This window comes from Paenibacillus sp. PK1-4R, from assembly GCF_030369595.1.
Taxonomy (GTDB): domain Bacteria; phylum Bacillota; class Bacilli; order Paenibacillales; family Paenibacillaceae; genus Paenibacillus.
Genome location: NZ_CP126535.1, coordinates 174,358 through 191,125 on the forward strand (window position 1 = coordinate 174,358; position 16,768 = coordinate 191,125).

Annotated in this window: 15 protein-coding genes and 1 tRNA gene; 14 read left to right on the plus strand and 2 right to left on the minus strand. The window is 45.8% G+C overall.

Annotation, left to right across the window (positions count from 1 at the left end; translation table 11 throughout):
- Window positions 1-80: 80 nt before the first annotated feature.
- The 9 genes from trxB to QNO02_RS00890 all read left to right on the plus strand — a co-directional run bounded on the left by trxB (window position 81) and on the right by QNO02_RS00890 (window position 9,453).
- On the plus strand, window positions 81-1,040 hold the full coding sequence (trxB, locus tag QNO02_RS00850; RefSeq protein WP_036674745.1) for a thioredoxin-disulfide reductase: 960 nt from the start codon (window positions 81-83) through the stop codon (window positions 1,038-1,040).
- Window positions 1,041-1,202: 162 nt separating this feature from the next.
- Window positions 1,203-2,234, plus strand: coding sequence for an AI-2E family transporter (locus QNO02_RS00855; protein WP_091038752.1), 1,032 nt, complete (start codon window positions 1,203-1,205; stop codon window positions 2,232-2,234).
- Between the two features lie 454 nt (window positions 2,235-2,688).
- Window positions 2,689-3,639 carry an ROK family glucokinase gene (locus tag QNO02_RS00860; RefSeq protein WP_062837749.1) on the plus strand — a complete coding sequence of 317 codons (951 nt, stop codon included), beginning with the start codon at window positions 2,689-2,691 and terminating at the stop codon, window positions 3,637-3,639.
- A 51-nt stretch (window positions 3,640-3,690) separates the two neighbouring features.
- Complete coding sequence (rapZ, locus tag QNO02_RS00865; RefSeq protein ID WP_017691251.1) at window positions 3,691-4,590, plus strand: RNase adapter RapZ; 900 nt, start codon at window positions 3,691-3,693, stop codon at window positions 4,588-4,590.
- A 13-nt stretch (window positions 4,591-4,603) separates the two neighbouring features.
- Window positions 4,604-5,590, plus strand: coding sequence for a gluconeogenesis morphogenetic factor MgfK (mgfK, locus tag QNO02_RS00870; protein WP_017691250.1), 987 nt, complete (start codon window positions 4,604-4,606; stop codon window positions 5,588-5,590).
- Window positions 5,591-5,596: 6 nt separating this feature from the next.
- Complete coding sequence (gene whiA, locus QNO02_RS00875; protein WP_091038642.1) at window positions 5,597-6,535, plus strand: DNA-binding protein WhiA; 939 nt, start codon at window positions 5,597-5,599, stop codon at window positions 6,533-6,535.
- A 254-nt stretch (window positions 6,536-6,789) separates the two neighbouring features.
- Window positions 6,790-7,059, plus strand: a complete 270-nt coding sequence (locus QNO02_RS00880; protein ID WP_017691248.1) for an HPr family phosphocarrier protein — start codon at window positions 6,790-6,792, stop codon at window positions 7,057-7,059.
- 156 nt (window positions 7,060-7,215) lie between these two features.
- Window positions 7,216-7,968 (plus strand): SIMPL domain-containing protein, encoded by a 753-nt coding sequence (locus tag QNO02_RS00885; RefSeq protein ID WP_074092967.1) that lies wholly within the window; start codon window positions 7,216-7,218, stop codon window positions 7,966-7,968.
- A 387-nt stretch (window positions 7,969-8,355) separates the two neighbouring features.
- A complete protein-coding gene (locus tag QNO02_RS00890; protein WP_289390832.1) occupies window positions 8,356-9,453 on the plus strand; it encodes a stalk domain-containing protein in 1,098 nt (365 codons plus the stop codon).
- A 167-nt stretch (window positions 9,454-9,620) separates the two neighbouring features.
- Here QNO02_RS00890 and clpP read toward each other — a convergent pair whose 3' ends face one another.
- Both clpP and QNO02_RS00900 read right to left on the minus strand, forming a co-directional pair.
- On the minus strand, window positions 9,621-10,217 hold the full coding sequence (clpP, locus tag QNO02_RS00895) for an ATP-dependent Clp endopeptidase proteolytic subunit ClpP (RefSeq protein WP_017691245.1): 597 nt from the start codon (window positions 10,215-10,217) through the stop codon (window positions 9,621-9,623).
- Window positions 10,218-10,393: 176 nt separating this feature from the next.
- Window positions 10,394-10,468: transfer RNA gene (locus QNO02_RS00900), tRNA-Arg, on the minus strand.
- Between the two features lie 426 nt (window positions 10,469-10,894).
- Here QNO02_RS00900 and QNO02_RS00905 point away from each other — a divergent pair.
- From QNO02_RS00905 to gpmI, 5 genes are all read left to right on the plus strand, one after another.
- Window positions 10,895-11,920 (plus strand): sugar-binding transcriptional regulator, encoded by a 1,026-nt coding sequence (locus QNO02_RS00905; protein ID WP_091038648.1) that lies wholly within the window; start codon window positions 10,895-10,897, stop codon window positions 11,918-11,920.
- Window positions 11,921-12,026: 106 nt separating this feature from the next.
- Window positions 12,027-13,034 carry a type I glyceraldehyde-3-phosphate dehydrogenase gene (gene gap, locus QNO02_RS00910; RefSeq protein WP_056695277.1) on the plus strand — a complete coding sequence of 336 codons (1,008 nt, stop codon included), beginning with the start codon at window positions 12,027-12,029 and terminating at the stop codon, window positions 13,032-13,034.
- Between the two features lie 151 nt (window positions 13,035-13,185).
- Window positions 13,186-14,367: a phosphoglycerate kinase gene (locus QNO02_RS00915; protein WP_062837743.1), complete on the plus strand. Its 1,182-nt coding sequence runs from the start codon at window positions 13,186-13,188 to the stop codon at window positions 14,365-14,367.
- 36 nt (window positions 14,368-14,403) lie between these two features.
- Entirely contained in the window at window positions 14,404-15,156 is a 753-nt protein-coding gene (tpiA, locus tag QNO02_RS00920; protein ID WP_289390833.1) for a triose-phosphate isomerase, read from the plus strand.
- A 1-nt stretch (window position 15,157) separates the two neighbouring features.
- A complete protein-coding gene (gene gpmI, locus QNO02_RS00925; RefSeq protein ID WP_062837742.1) occupies window positions 15,158-16,702 on the plus strand; it encodes a 2,3-bisphosphoglycerate-independent phosphoglycerate mutase in 1,545 nt (514 codons plus the stop codon).
- Window positions 16,703-16,768: the final 66 nt, after the last annotated feature.

Sequence of the window (16,768 nt, forward strand, 5' to 3'; positions counted from 1 at the left end):
AAACGCCTGTAGGATATCATCTTGGCAAGTTCATCGCTAGTACAACACATTCTCACCTTAATTAAGGAGGCTGTATCTATATGTCTAAATACAGAACGATTGTGATCGGAACGGGACCTGCGGGTCTGACAGCAGCGATATATCTGGCTCGTGCTAATCTGAAACCACTGGTTATCGAAGGTCTTCAGCCGGGTGGTCAATTGACGACGACAACGGAAGTTGAGAATTTCCCCGGTTTCCCGCAAGGTATCATGGGTCCGGAACTGATGGACAACATGCGTAAGCAAGCTGAACGTTTTGGAGCGGAATTCAAAAACGGTTGGGTGGAAGAGGTTGATTTCAGCAAACCGCCCTTCAAGGTCAAAGTTGGAGGAATCGGTGAACTGGAAGCTGAATCGATCATTATCTCCACAGGTGCTTCCGCTCGTTATCTCGGTATTCCGGGTGAGCAGGAAAATGTGGGACGTGGTGTAAGTACATGCGCGACATGTGACGGCTTCTTCTTCCGAGGCAAAAAAATCGTGGTCGTGGGCGGTGGAGACTCTGCGATGGAGGAAGCGAGTTTCCTGACTCGTTTTGCAACAGACGTGACATTGGTTCACCGCCGGGATGAATTGCGTGCATCCAAGATTATGCAGGATCGGGCTCGCAGCAATGAAAAGGTGAAGTGGGCGCTGAACCGTACTCCACTCGAGGTCGTACCAGAAGCTTTGGGTGTCAAAGGACTGAAGGTGCGCAACAACGAGACGGGGCAGGAAGAGTTGCTTGAAGCAGATGGCGTATTCGTTGCCATTGGTCACACACCGAATACCGGATTCCTGGGTAATGCGATTGCACTGGACGAACATGGCTATGTTGTCGTTAAACCGGGAACAACGGAGACCAATATTCCGGGTGTATTCGCCTGTGGTGATGTTCAAGATACGAAGTATCGTCAAGCTATTACGGCTGCAGGATCAGGATGTATGGCCGCGATGGATTGTGAGAAGTTCCTTGAAGGAAGCATTGTCCATGATTGGAGCGAAACGTTGGATAAATAAGCATTACATGTGTGAGGTTAGGCATATGCTGGGAATAAGAGACAACGGGAAGTCTCATGAAATGAGAGAAGCCGGAAGGCTTCTCTTTTTTTGAAACTACAGTGGGCATGAGTTCGTATACATATAGGGCATATTAGCTGTGAGGTGAAGATTTTGGGGGAAATGATAAAAGATTGGTTACAGAATGCGACAGTGAGACGATTTTTGATCCTGCTCTTGTTCTGTTTAATTTTGTTCAGTATGGGGAGTATGCTGCACATGATTCTGCTGTTGTTCCTGGTGACGTATGTCATGAACAGGTTACAGCATTTCATTACAGGCGGTTTGAATCGGTTGTTTCCGATCAATTATAAAGTTGTGGTCATCCTGCTCTATATGATTGTGATCGCAGTCATTGTGCTTGGCATTTCCAGATATTCACCACGGATCGTGGATCAGGTCGTTCAGTTGACTAATGAGATTATGAAATTTCTGGATAGTGCAGATGGTGATAATTTTGCATCCAAAATTGCGGGTTATCTTCAATCCTTCGATATTAAAAATTACACCAATGATGCATTGAAATATATTTTCGCTTTGAGCAAGTGGCTGGAGTTTATTCTGCTCGTTATCATTCTGAGTCTGTTTTTCTTGTTGCAGAAGCAGGAGATATCGAAGTTCACGTCCAAGTTCAAAACAAGTAAAATTGGATGGTTCTACAATGAAGTGGCTTATCTGGGAGACAAATTCGTGTCTTCTTTCGGTAAAGTCATTGAGGCACAGCTTCTTATTGCGGTGTTTAATACGGTGCTGACGATCTTGGGCTTATGGATTCTGGGTTTCCCGTATCTGTTCGCTCTGACCATTCTGGTGTTCATGCTCAGTCTGGTTCCCGTTGCGGGGGTTATCATCTCACTTGTACCGCTCTGTCTGATTGGGTATCAGATGGGTGGACTGAAATTAAGCATTATTGTGATCATCATGATTATTGTTATTCATGCTTTGGAGACGTACTTCCTGAATCCAAAACTGATGGCACACAAGACCAAATTGCCAATGTTCTACACCTTTATCGTACTAATTCTGTCGCAACACTTCCTGGGGATCTGGGGACTGATCATTGGTATTCCGATCTTTGTTTTCCTGCTCGATATTCTGGATGTGAACAAGATGGAAAAGACAGAAGAGCCGGTACGTGTGGAATCGAAGTTATAACGTAGAAAATCGACCGAGTTTAATCGAGCTCAACCAAGTTAAACAACATCAGATTCTTTTGAAAAAGTAAGGGTGCCTTCCAACTATGGAAGGCGCTTTTTTGTTGGCAAAACCGCCATTAGAGAGCTCTCTGCGTGAGAATGACAGGTGGTGGGGTGCATAAGACGAGTCACCTATATGAGGGGACGATGTTGATCTTTTATGAATGGAACGAGTGAAGATGCAATATCATGAGTTGAGGCTTCCTTTGTTATGGAGGAAGGAATTAAGCGTGCGTTTATAAATGAAGGTAATAAGATTGTATACGTATTCAAAAATGGTGTGTGATGTGGTTCACAACCCTATCGGAGCAGGAAGGACTTGAGGTCTTATCGTCTTGACCCAGGCGTATCCTTCAATTATAGTTGGTACGTAGGACTTAAACTATTTTAGATAGATAAAGGTGGCTTGCAGCATGTCTGAGAAAATCTACGTTGGGGTCGATCTCGGCGGAACAGCAATCAAGGTCGGTATATGCGATGAACAAGGTCAGCTAATGCATACGTATGAAGGACCGACTGAAGTGGATAAGGGCGTAGACACGGTCATCGCCAACATCGAGAAGTATGTCCGACATATCGTAGCCGAATCACCTTACAGTTGGGAACAGCTTGAGGGTGTAGGTGCTGGAGTGGCTGGTTTCACGAATGTACGCGAGGGAATTATCGTTCATGCCCCTAACATCGGATTTCGGAATGTGGCCATTCGTTCGATTCTGGAAGAACGTCTGGGCAAGCCAATCAAAATAGATAACGATGCAAACGTGGCTGCACTGGGTGAAGTCTGGGCAGGTGCTGGCAAAGGCGTAGACAACTGCGTATGTTATACACTCGGTACGGGTGTTGGCGGGGGCTTGATCCTGAATGGCAACATCTATCAGGGTTTCTCCGGTATGGCGGGAGAACTGGGTCATATCAGTGTTGTACCTGATCTGGAGGCCATCAAGTGCGGTTGTGGTAAAATGGGATGTGTAGAGACAGTATCGTCTGCAACGGGTATTATCCGTATGGCGAAAGATGCGGTAGAACGCGGGGATCATACGTCACTGGCACTCGTCGACAAGATTGCAGCCAAAGAAGTATTTGATGCTGCCAAGGCAGGCGATGAAGTGGCACAGCGCATTGTAAACCGTGCGGCCTTCTACCTGGGCAAGTCCATGGCTACTGTAGCTGCTGTCATTAACCCGGAGATGTTCATCATTGGTGGTGGCGTATCCAAAGCGGGCAACTTCTTGTTCGATGAAATACGTACCGTATTTGCTAAGTTGACACCGGAACCGCTGCAAGAAGGGGTTCAGATTCTGGAAGCTACACTTGGTAATAATGCAGGTATTGTGGGTGCGGCAGGTCTTCTCTTGCGTTCCTAGTAACCTCGTAACAATATATGAAGACAGCAATATGATAAGGAGGGGACATTTATGCTTGAAGGTGAAGGCTCACCAGGCACAGGCGCCACGCTCATTATCATTACGGGCATGTCCGGGGCAGGTAAAACCATTGCAGTACAAAGCCTGGAGGATCTGGGTTTCTTCTGTGTGGATAATCTGCCACCGGTATTGATTCCGAAATTTGCGGAACTAATTGAACAGTCAAACGGCAAGATTGGTAAGGTTGCATTGGTTATCGATCTGCGCGGGCGTGAATTCTTTACGGCTCTGTCCGAGTCTTTGAACTATATTAAAGATCATTTTACCATTCATTGCGAGATTTTATTCCTGGATGCTACAGATTCTGTCCTTGTTCAGCGTTACAAAGAAAGCAGGCGCAGACATCCACTGGCTCCTGAGGGCATGCCGTTGGACGGCATCCGACTGGAACGCAAGATGTTGGAGGAACTCAAAAACTCCGCGACTCAGGTACTGAATACAAGTACAATGAAGCCTGCCCAACTGAAAGAACGCATCATATCCCGCTTTTCTCATCTGGAAAGCCAAATGTTGTCGGTGAATATTACGTCGTTTGGATTTAAGTATGGCATTCCGATTGATGCTGATCTGGTGTTTGATGTACGTTTTTTACCGAATCCGCATTATATTGATCATTTGCGACCGAATACGGGACAGAATAGTGATGTGTACGAATATGTTATGAAGTGGCCAGAGACACAGGCGTTTCTGACCAAGCTGCTGGATATGCTGCATTTCCTGATTCCGCAATACCGGAAGGAAGGCAAAAGTCAGGTTATTATTGGAATCGGCTGTACCGGAGGCAAGCATCGTTCGGTAGCAATATCGGAATATTTGGGCAAGATGTTGGGAAGCAGCGAGACAGAAGCTGTCACCGTGAGCCATCGCGACGCTGACCGGGACCGTCATTGAAGAGGGTGAAGGGATGAAAGAGGCCGGACCACGAAGAGAACGTCCGAGAATAGTTGTAATGGGCGGCGGAACCGGATTATCCGTGATGTTACGCGGTTTGAAAGAGAAGCCGCTGGATATCACGGCCATCGTCACAGTTGCAGATGACGGTGGAAGTTCAGGCATCCTGCGCAATGAGCTACAAATGCCGCCTCCGGGTGACATTCGCAACGTGCTTACGGCACTGGCTGATGTAGAACCATTGCTTTCAGATATGTTGAAGTACCGTTTCAATACAGGCGCGGGGCTTGCGGGCCACAGCTTGGGGAATTTGATTTTGGCTGCAATGACGGATATTTCGGGCGACTTTGTGACCGCAGTGCGGGAGCTTAGCCGCGTGTTTGCCGTTCGAGGTGAGGTATTGCCAGCCGCAGGCCAGGCCGTTGTGTTGCATGCCGAGATGGAAGATGGGACAATTATTACAGGCGAGTCCAAAATCCCTGAGGCAGGTGGACGCATCAAACGTGTTTTCCTTGAACCGGATCACGTGGAGCCGTTGCCAGAGGCAGTAGAGGCCATTCGTCAAGCTGACGCCATTCTGATCGGGCCAGGCAGCCTCTATACAAGCATCCTTCCCAATCTGCTCGTACCTAAGCTTGCAGAAGCTGTGGTAGAGGCTGATGCGGTGAAGATGTTTATCTGTAATGTTATGACACAGCCGGGAGAAACGGATAACTATACGGTAAGTGACCACCTTAAGGCGGTACACGAGCATATAGGTCATCAGCTCTTCGACTATGTTATCGTAAATAATGGTGATATTCCGCTGCAAGTGCAAAATAAGTATGCGGAAAAAGGAGCAAAACCGGTTGTACTGGATATGAATGTACTCGAAAGTGCCGGCTATCAGGTGGTTGCAGATACTCTTGTTCTGTTCAAAACCTATCTGCGTCATGATGCCGACAAGTTAAGTCATCACATCTACCAACTGGTACAAAATTGGATGTTACGGAAGAGGTGAAGTCCCATGTCGTTTGCAGCACAGACCAAAAAAGAGTTAACCATGATCGAGAGCGAACCGTGCTGCGAAAAGGCGGAACTTTCAGCCCTCATCCGTATGCTTGGTGCAGTGCAGTTATCGAATAAAAAAGTGATCTTGGATATTTCGACGGAGAATGCCGCCATTGCAAGACGGGCATACTCTCTGCTTAAAAAGCATTTTCAAGTGCATACGGAATTACTGGTCCGCAAAAAAATGCGGCTGAAAAAGAACAATGTATATATTGTTCGTATTCCAACCATGGTACAGGAGATTCTCAACAGTCTTCATATTGTATCGGAAGGTTTTCTGTTTACGCCAGGGATCAATACAGAGTTATTTCAGCAGAACTGTTGTAAACGGGCCTATCTTCGCGGTGCATTTCTGGCCGGTGGATCGGTTAATAATCCGGAAGGTTCCTCGTACCATCTGGAGATTGCGTCCATGTATGAAGAGCACTGTCAGGCACTAGTTGACCTGGCCAATGAATTTCATCTGAATGCCCGGTGTATAGAACGGAAAAAAGGATTCATCCTATACATCAAGGAAGGCGAGAAAATCATTGAGCTGCTCAGCATCATTGGTGCTCATCAGGCCTTGTTCAAGTTTGAAGATGTACGAATTATGCGAGACATGCGTAACTCCGTTAACCGGATTGTCAATTGTGAGACCGCCAACCTGAATAAAACCATTGGAGCGGCGGTAAGACAAATCGATAATATCCGGTTGTTACAAAAGGAAGTTGGTCTGGAATCGCTGCCTGAGAAACTTCGCGAGGTGGCGGAGGTTCGACTCGCTCATCCAGATATCAATCTGAAGGAAGTGGGCGAACTCCTTAAAGGTACAGTTAGCAAGTCGGGAGTGAATCATAGGCTTCGTAAAATTGATGAGCTGGCTGAGAAAGTACGCACAGAACGTTATGGTTAAGACGGAGTAGGGTAAAGTAACAAGGTCGACTGTTTCTGCTGAACAGAAAGGTCGGGAAAGTCAACCGTTAAGGATCTAGAAGACTTACTTAGGTCATTGGATGTGCTGTTCAAAAGATGAAATAGGGCAAGATAACGTCCGTCAAAGCACCCTGAGTTTTTTCTTCTAGTGTCCTGCACGGGTTAATGGTATAATGTTGTATAAATATAATTGTGTATTTAATGTCCAGATTTCATAATAGGGGGTAAGTTTCCATGACAAAGCACCCGGTAGTTGTCCGTTTGAAAACGGGTCTCCATGCCAGACCTGCGGCACTGTTCGTTCAAGAAGCGAATAAGTACTCGTCTGAAGTGTTCGTCGAGAAGGACGACAAAAAAGTTAATGCAAAAAGTATCATGGGGATCATGAGCCTTGCAATTAGCACAGGTACGGAAATCCAGATTAGTGCAGAAGGCGCGGATGCCGAACAGGCTGTAAACGCTTTAGTTAGTCTGGTAAGCAAGGAAGAGCTCGAAAACCAATAAGATATGATCAATCCAATGAAGAAGTCCCGAAAGGGGCTTTTTTGCGTTATTGACGTATTTGCTATCGTCAAGTGCAACATTATGGAATTTGTCCCGTCTGTTAAGGTATCAAATCGATTAAAGTTTGAGATGTTAACACATAAGGAGGCTATCGTGATGGGAAAACAATGGATGAAACCGTTTGGTGCAGTGCTGGTGGCAAGTACGTTGCTTGTTGGAGGAACAGCATGGGTTGCACCAGGCAACTATGCTTACGCTGCAGAGGTTCAGGGAGTACAACAGAATGTGATTAATGTTGTGGGTAAAGGTGAGATTCAGGTGAAACCTGATATCGCTTATCTGTCCATTGGTGTGAACAGTACTGCAGAGACAGCTGCATCTGCTCAAAAAGCGAATGCTGCGAAAGTTCAAAAAGTATCCAATTTGCTGAAGAACACGTGGAAGATCAGTGCAGACGACATTCAAACGAGTCAGTTCTCTGTACAACCCAACTATACGTATAGCGAAAAAGACGGACAGCAAATTAAAGGATATACAGCGCATCATACGCTGACTGTCACATATCGTGAGATGGACAAGATCGGCGAGTTGCTCGATGCTGCTTCGGGGGCAGGTGCCAACAATATTGAAAACGTGCGCTTTACTGTAGAAAATCCGGAAAGTTATGAGTCCCAAGTGATTGAGAAGGCTGTTGCCAACGCAGATGTGAAAGCTGGCGCCATTGCAAAAGCAGTTAAACGTCAACTGGGTGCTGTTCTTTCCGTGAGCCAAGGTGATGCCAATGTGCCTGTATTCTATGCAAGCGAGGCGTTGATGTCCAAAGCACAAGATACAGCAGGTGGCACTGAGATTGAAACAGGCCAGGTTAAAGTAAGTACAATCCTGAATATCACGTATGAAATGAAATAAACAAGAGTGAACTAGGATTGTAGGCTCAAGTAACCTTTTCAAGAGTCATTTGAAGGGGGACAACGAAATAATGACAAAGACTTTGTCCTGTGGACAGAGTCTTTTTTGTTGGAAAAGCAAACTTTGATGAAGTTGGATAGGAGGGTGCCTTTTTAAAGCAACATGAAATGCTGGTTATTGGTATCTTTTTTGTATAGTTGTTCGTGACAAAAAGGTCATATCCCCTTATATTTTCGGTCTGATATTCATCAACATTGTAACTCGAGCTGTAAACCTTTCCGAAATCGGGTTAATTATAATAGAGAGGTGAGCGTATGAGATATGCGATCAGGTCAGGATTACATACGCAATGATCCTTAATTGTGAATTCAGAGAGGAGTTTTATATATGACATCATGGAAAAAATGGACAAGTGCATTGCTTGCAGCAGGAATTATTGTAGGTAGCGGTTCGGTATGGCAGGATAGTTCGGTTCAGGCAGCATCGGTATCCTCGAAAGTGACAACCCCGACTGAGGTAACTCTGAAATCGGGTGGAAAAACACTGACTCAAAAAGGACTTCTTCAAGGTGGCTCAACTTGGGTCTCTCTTACGGCAGTTAAAGATGTGGCAGGTGGAACCCTGAAATATGATGCAAAAACCAAGTCATATACGGTAACAGCAGCAAACAATGCGATGACCGTTAGCCTGATGGATGGACAGCCAAACGTTTATATTAACGGATATTACCCTCAGGTGGAAGCGAAATTGATTCAGGGTCGATTGTATATTCCATTCTCGGCAATGAGAGATTATCTGGGTGTACAGGGGAATTGGGATGGCAAAACCAAAACGTTGACACTTAGCAAGGTGAAACAAAATAACGTGAAAATTAAAGCGGCAACAGTTAATGTCACTGTGAAAAACGCTGAAGTAGATGTTCAATATCCACAGGTGAGTGGACTTGCCAGCAAAGAAGCTGAAGCGGCGATCAACAAAGTGCTCAAAGACGAAGTGGATGCTTATGTAGCTGACTTCAAGAAACAGACATCTGAATTCGGCGGTGCAACAGCCAACCGTCCATATGCATTTGAGAGCTCTTATGTAGTGACGTACAATGAAAAAGGCGTGTTGGGACTTATTACACAACGATACGAAGATTATGCTGGCGCTCATGGTATGACATACCGTACGGGCCACACCTTTGCACTGGACACAGGCAAGGAGCTCACGTTAGATGATGTGCTGCAAAATAATAAAACCATGCGCGAAACGTTGGGTAAAAAAGTGGGCGAGCAACTGAAAGCCCGCGGTGGATACCTTGATGGGTATAAAGGGTTAAATAAAGATCAGGATTTCTATGTGACACCAACGGGTGTGGTTGTGTTCTTCCAGCTGTATGAGTATACGGCGTACGCAGAGGGATTCCCTGAAATGCCATTTACGTATAAAGAGATTCTCCCTAAAGGCACAGAACCATTTAGCAATGTAACGGGAACCAAATAAAGAATCATTATTGTGCACTGATCAGTTATCTTTCTTATAAAATGAAAAAAAGAAGCCCACATCATGATTATGATGTGGGCTTCTTCTCGTATAGACAACACAATGAGGTGTTGCTGATTACGTTAGGTGTTATTATGTCAACGCGTAGACCGTGGTCTACGTCACACTTAGATACCTTGGGAACCTACGTTTTCAATAACTTTATCAATGATACCGTAATCGGCAGCTTCAGCAGCGCTCATGAAGTAGTCACGATCTGTATCTTTCTCAATCCGCTCAAGCGGTTGACCTGAACGCTCAGAGATGATGCGGTTCAAGGTATCACGCATTTTCAGGATGCGGCGAGCACGAATTTCGATGTCTGAAGCTTGACCTTGAGCACCACCAAGTGGTTGGTGAATCATGATCTCACTGTTAGGCAACGCAAAACGTTTACCTTTTGCACCGGCATTCAGCAAGAATGCGCCCATGGAAGCCGCCATACCTACACAGATGGTAGATACATCCGGTTTGATGAATTGCATTGTATCGTAAATGGCCATACCGGCTGTAATCGATCCGCCTGGGCTGTTAATGTATAAGTGAATGTCTTTCTCCGGATCTTCCGCAGCCAGGAACAACATCTGTGCCATAATGGCATTAGCCACTACGTCATTAACATCGCTACCAAGGAAAATAATACGATCCTTCAGCAATCTGGAGTAGATGTCGTAGGCGCGCTCACCCCGGTTGCTCTGTTCAACGACCATTGGAATAAAACTCACGTGAAAAACCTCCTTGGAATGTAAATGTTATTGGTGTTTATAATTAAACTGTTACCGTATTACCCACATAATAAACAATTCCAAACAAAAAGTCAAAGAAAGTCAAACTAACTTACAAAAAAAAGAAACCTTTCCGGTTTCATTGGTTAAATGGGTTATGAGCTGTTAAATAAAAATGGCGCGCCCGCCAAGAATCGAACTTGGATCTCAGGCTTCGGAGGCCTACGTCATATCCATTGGACCACGGGCGCACATTATGTGACAGCAATATTGATTATAGCTCATGAAATATTTAATTGCAAGCAGTTCGTTGTGGTATTGGTTTGGATTAACCCAAAAATGATCATGATGAAGAAGAGTGGATAAAGAGTGCATTTAAGTAAATGCTATTAGAGGTTTTGGACATGCCGTATGAAATGTGTTTCTGAGCGATATGTAGATGGAATTCTTTCGTTTCTTCTATATATGGTATGCGTGAGCTAGTCCTTGATCATGGAAGTCTAGGATTGTGAAAATAGGCGCGTACAAACGCTGAATGCGTGTCGAAATAACACGTTGAAACACTTGCATGTCACGTCAGTTTTAGGTAGAATAGACGTGGGACTTAAAAAGTTAACCCGGGACGTTTTAGGGCCACGAAAGAGAGCTTGGAACGAGAACTTGCGGGAGTGGAAAGCATGCGAACGATTTTAGAAGTACAAAAGCAGCTTCTGCCTGATCTCATGGATATCTTGAAAAAGAGGTATACGATTCTGCAACAGATCATGTTATCGGATGTGATCGGACGGAGAACGTTAGCTAATTCCATGCAGATGACCGAGCGGGTTCTGAGGGCTGAGACCGATCTGTTAAAGGCTCAGGGACTTATTGAAATTGACAGTGCAGGGATGAAGATCAGCGAGGCAGGGTATGATTTGCTGCAGCAGTTAGAGCCCGTAGCCAAAGAGTTGTTCGGATTATCCGAGCTGGAAGAGCGCATCAAGCAAGCCTACGGTCTGCAAAAGGTAGTTGTGGTTCCTGGTGATTCGGACGTTTCTCCATTTGCCAAAAGGGAACTGGGCAGAGCCGGAGCGAAGGCTCTCGGCAATATCATGAGTGACAACGACGTTGTCGCCGTTACTGGCGGATCAACAACGGCCGAAGTCGCAGAGCAACTGACTCCGCCAACATCGCTCAAAGGTGTCTGGTTCGTACCGGCACGCGGTGGACTTGGAGAAAGCCTTGAAATTCAGGCAAATACGATTGCATCCACAATGGCAAAACGGGTAGGAGCGCAATACAAACTCCTGCATGTACCGGATTTGCTAAGTGATCATGCCTATGAATCATTAATCCAGGACCCCAGTGTTCAGGAGATTCTGCAGCTGATTCGGCAATCGCGCATTGTTATTCATGGAATTGGTGATGCCGTGGAGATGGCGACAAGACGTAAACTTGCGACGGAGATTATAGATGAACTTCAGGAGCAAGGAGCCGTATCTGAATCTTTCGGTTATTACTTTAACGATCAGGGTAAGGTGGTACATACCATGCTTACACTGGGTATGCGACTTCAGGATATTGAACGAACCGATGTTGTGATTGGAATTGCAGGTGGCAAAAGCAAAGCTGCTGCTATACATTCCGTGTTGCGATTTGGTCAGGAAGATATTCTGATTATTGATGAGGCTGCTGCCGAAGTCATCGTTGCTGAAATGGAATAAGGGTTTACTTTGCAACACAACAATTGTTGTCTTGACGGACTTCACCGTCTGTCTTGAATATATAAGTTTCATAAAAAATTAATCAAAACTTGGGAGGAACTTACTCATGATTAAAGTAGGTATTAACGGTTTTGGACGTATTGGACGCTTGGCATTCCGCCGTATTCAAAATGTAGAGGGCATCGAGGTAGTAGCAATCAACGACTTGACTGACGCTAAAATGCTCGCTCATTTGCTCAAATATGATACAACTCAAGGTCGCTTCGATGGCGATGTTGAAGTACACGATGGCTTCTTCAAAGTGAACGGCAAAGAAGTTAAAGTATTGGCTAACCGTAACCCAGAAGAACTTCCTTGGGGCGACCTGGGCGTAGATATCGTTCTGGAATGTACTGGTTTCTTCACAACTAAAGAAGCAGCTGAGAAACACTTGAAAGGTGGAGCTAAGAAAGTTGTTATCTCCGCACCAGCTACTGGCGACATGAAAACCATCGTTTACAACGTAAACCATGAAATCCTCGACGGTACTGAAACTGTAATCTCCGGCGCATCTTGCACAACAAACTGCCTGGCACCTATGGCAAAAACACTGCAAGACAAATTCGGAATCGTTCAAGGTTTGATGACTACAATTCATGCTTACACTGGCGACCAAAACACGTTGGATGCTCCACACCCTAAAGGTGACTTCCGTCGTGCTCGCGCAGCAGCTGAAAACATCATCCCTAACACAACTGGTGCTGCTAAAGCAATCGGTCTGGTAATTCCAGAACTGCAAGGTAAATTGGATGGTGCAGCTCAACGTGTACCAGTAGCTACTGGTTCCCTGACTGAACTCGTAACAGTTCTGGGTAAAAAAGTTACTGCTGAAGAAGTTAACGCAGTAATGAAAGAAGCTTCCGATCCACAAACTTTCGGATACACTGAAGACGAAATCGTATCTTCCGACATCCAAGGTATCACTTTCGGTTCCCTGTTTGATGCAACTCAAACTAAAGTTCTGACTGTTGGCGACCAACAATTGGTTAAAACTGTAGCTTGGTATGACAATGAAATGTCCTACACTGCACAATTGGTTCGCACTTTGGAGCACTTTGCAAAAATGATTAAGTAATATCTGCAATAACATAGAGCGGAAACAGATGCTATATTGTTTCCGCTCTTTATATATCAATATTTTGCAAATTTCTCAAAAACACCAGGATTGACAAGGGATTTCAGCCCTTGATGGGTCCACCAAATACATGGGTGCGGAGGAAATACAGATGAACAAAAAAAGTGTACGCGATATCGAATTGACAGGAAAACGGGCTTTTGTCCGTGTAGATTTCAATGTGCCGCTCGAAGATGGTAAAATTACAGATGACAAACGTATTCGTGCAACGCTTCCTACAATCAACTTCTTGATTGAAAAAGGCGCTAAAGTCATTTTGGCAAGCCACATGGGTCGTCCTAACGGCGAAGTGGTTGAATCCTTGCGTTTGACTCCAGCAGCTGAGCGTTTGTCAGAATTGCTTGGTAAAACAGTTGTTAAAGCTGACGATTCTGTTGGTGACGCTGTTAAAGCTCAAATCGCTGAACTGAACAACGGCGACGTATTGTTGCTTGAAAACGTTCGTTTCCACGCAGGCGAAGAGAAAAACGATGCAGAACTCGCAAAACAATTTGCTGAACTGGCTGACGTTTTCGTTAACGATGCGTTTGGCGCGGCACACAGAGCACACGCTTCGACTGAAGGAATCGCTCACTTGCTTCCAGCAGTGTCCGGTTTGTTGATGGAGAAAGAACTTGAAGTGTTGGGTAAAGCAATTTCCAACCCTGAGCGTCCTTTCACAGCCATCATTGGTGGATCCAAAGTTAAGGACAAAATCGATGTAATCGACAACCTGCTGAACATTGCAGACAACGTGATCATCGGTGGCGGTCTGACTTACACGTTCTTGAAAGCACAAGGACATGAAATTGGACAATCCTTGTTGGATGATTCCAAACTTGATGTTGCTCTCGGTTTCATCGAAAAAGCGAAAAAACTGGGCAAAAACTTCTACCTGCCGGTAGATATCGTAGTGTCTGACGATTTCAGTGCGAAAGCAAACACACAAATCGTTGACATCGACGGCATCCCAGCAGATTGGGAAGGCATCGACATCGGTCCTAAAACACGTGAGATCTATGCTGACGTAATCAAAAACTCCAAATTGGTTGTGTGGAACGGACCAATGGGTGTATTTGAAATCGAGCCATTCTCCCACGGTACTCGTGCAGTAGCGGAAGCTTGCGCTGAGACAGAAGCTTACACTGTAATTGGTGGCGGTGACTCCGCAGCAGCAGCTGAGAAGTTCAAATTGGCTGACAAGATGAACCACATCTCTACAGGTGGCGGTGCATCGCTCGAGTTCATGGAAGGTAAAGTACTTCCAGGCGTAGTGGCATTGAACGACAAGTAAGTTTTAGTAGTCTATAGCATGAAGGAGTTGAAACCCATGAGAACACCGATTATCGCAGGTAACTGGAAAATGTTCAAAACGGTTTCCGAATCCAATGACTTCATTCAGGAAGTTAAAGGAAAAGCGGAAGTTGAAGGCGTGGAGACTGTAATCTGCGCACCGTTTACAAATCTGCCATCCCTGGTAGAAGCCGTTAAAGGCACAAACATCAAAATTGGTGCACAAAATCTTCATTTTGAAGATAACGGTGCATTCACAGGCGAAATCAGCGGTGTAATGCTGAAAGACCTGGGTGTGGATTATGTCATTATTGGTCACTCGGAGCGCCGTCAATATTTTGCGGAAACCGATGAGACTGTTAATAAAAAGTTGCATGCAGCATTCCGTCACGGATTGACTCCAATCTTTTGCCTTGGTGAGACGCTTGAAGAGCGTGAAGCGAACCAAACAAAAGACGTATGCAAAGTGCAAACAGTAGCTGCTTTTGCAGGTCTGTCTGCAGAGCAAGCGGAACAAGTTGTTATCGCTTATGAGCCAATCTGGGCGATTGGTACAGGCAAATCCTCCACTTCCCAAGATGCGAATGAAGTTATTGCTTACATCCGTACGCTGGTGAAGGATCTGTACAACGAGACGGTTGCGAATGCAGTTCGTATTCAATACGGCGGCAGTGTTAAACCGGAGAACGTAACAGAATACCTCGGACAAAGCGACATCGACGGCGCACTTGTTGGCGGTGCCAGCTTGCAGCCGGCTTCGTTCATCGCGCTTGTTGAGGGGGCGAAGTAAGATGACAGCTCCAAAACCTGTAGCACTGATCATCATGGATGGCTTTGGTCTGCGTAACACAGTGGAAGGCAATGCGGTAGCGCAAGCCAAGAAACCGAACTACGACCGTTTCATGAGCCAATTCCCACATACAACGCTCACTGCTTGCGGTGAAGCTGTAGGTTTGCCAGAAGGGCAAATGGGAAATTCCGAGGTAGGTCACCTGAACATTGGTGCCGGCCGGATCGTATACCAGGATTTGACCCGTATCTCCAAATCCATTCGTGACGGCGAGTTCTACGACAATGAAACACTTGTCAAAGCTGTTCGCGAAGCGAAACAAAGCGGCAAAAAGCTTCATCTCTACGGCTTGTTGTCCGATGGCGGCGTACATAGTCACATCGACCACCTGTTTGCTATGCTTGATCTGGCCAAAAAAGAAGAAATGAACGATGTATATATTCATGCCTTCATGGATGGCCGTGATGTTATGCCAGACAGTGGTAAAGACTTCATGCAGAAGCTGATCGCTAAGATTGAAGAAGTCGGAGTAGGTAAAATCGCAACGGTTCAAGGTCGCTATTACGCGATGGACCGTGACAAACGTTGGGAACGGGTTGAGAAATCATACCGCGCCATCGTTTATGGAGATGGACCAAAATACACCGATCCACTCAAAGCGGTTGAAGAATCGTATGAGAAGTCCGTATTTGATGAATTCGTTGAGCCAACGGTTATCGTCAAAGCGGATGGTGAGCCGGTAGGTTTGGTAGAGAGCGGCGATTCCGTTATCTTCCTCAACTTCCGTCCTGACCGTGCGATCCAGTTGTCGCAAGTATTCACCAACCAGGATTTCCGCGGTTTTGATCGTGGTCCGAAGTTCCCTGTGGGCTTGCACTTTGTATGCTTGACTTTGTTCAGCGAGACGGTTGAAGGTTATGTGGCATATTCGCCGAAAAACCTCGACAACACGCTGGGTGAAGTTCTGGTACAGAACAATAAAAAACAACTGCGTATTGCAGAAACTGAGAAATACCCGCACGTTACCTTCTTCTTCAGCGGCGGTCGTGATGTGGAGCTTCCGGGCGAAACTCGCGTACTGATCAACTCACCAAAAGTTGCAACGTATGATCTGCAACCAGAGATGAGCGCGTATGAAGTAGCTGACGCATGTGTTCGCGAGATTGAAGCAGACAAACATGACGCCATCATTCTGAACTTTGCTAACCCTGACATGGTTGGACACTCCGGTATGCTGGAGCCTACCATCAAAGCGGTTGAGGTAACAGATGAGTGCATGGGCCGTGTTGTGGATGCAGTACTTGCCAAAGGCGGCGTTGTACTGATTACTGCGGATCATGGTAACGCGGATATGGTGTTCGATGAGCAAGGACGTCCGTTCACAGCTCATACAACGAACCCGGTTCCTTTCATCGTTACGGATGCCAATGTAACCCTGCGTGAAGGCGGAATCCTGGCAGATATCGCGCCAACGATCCTTGACCTGATGCAATTGCCTAAACCGGAAGAAATGACAGGTACATCCGTCATCGCTACCCGTAAATAAGTTACGCAGCAACATATATGAAATTGGGAAGTTTGGAGTTTACCCCCGAACGAAGGAAGCAGAAAT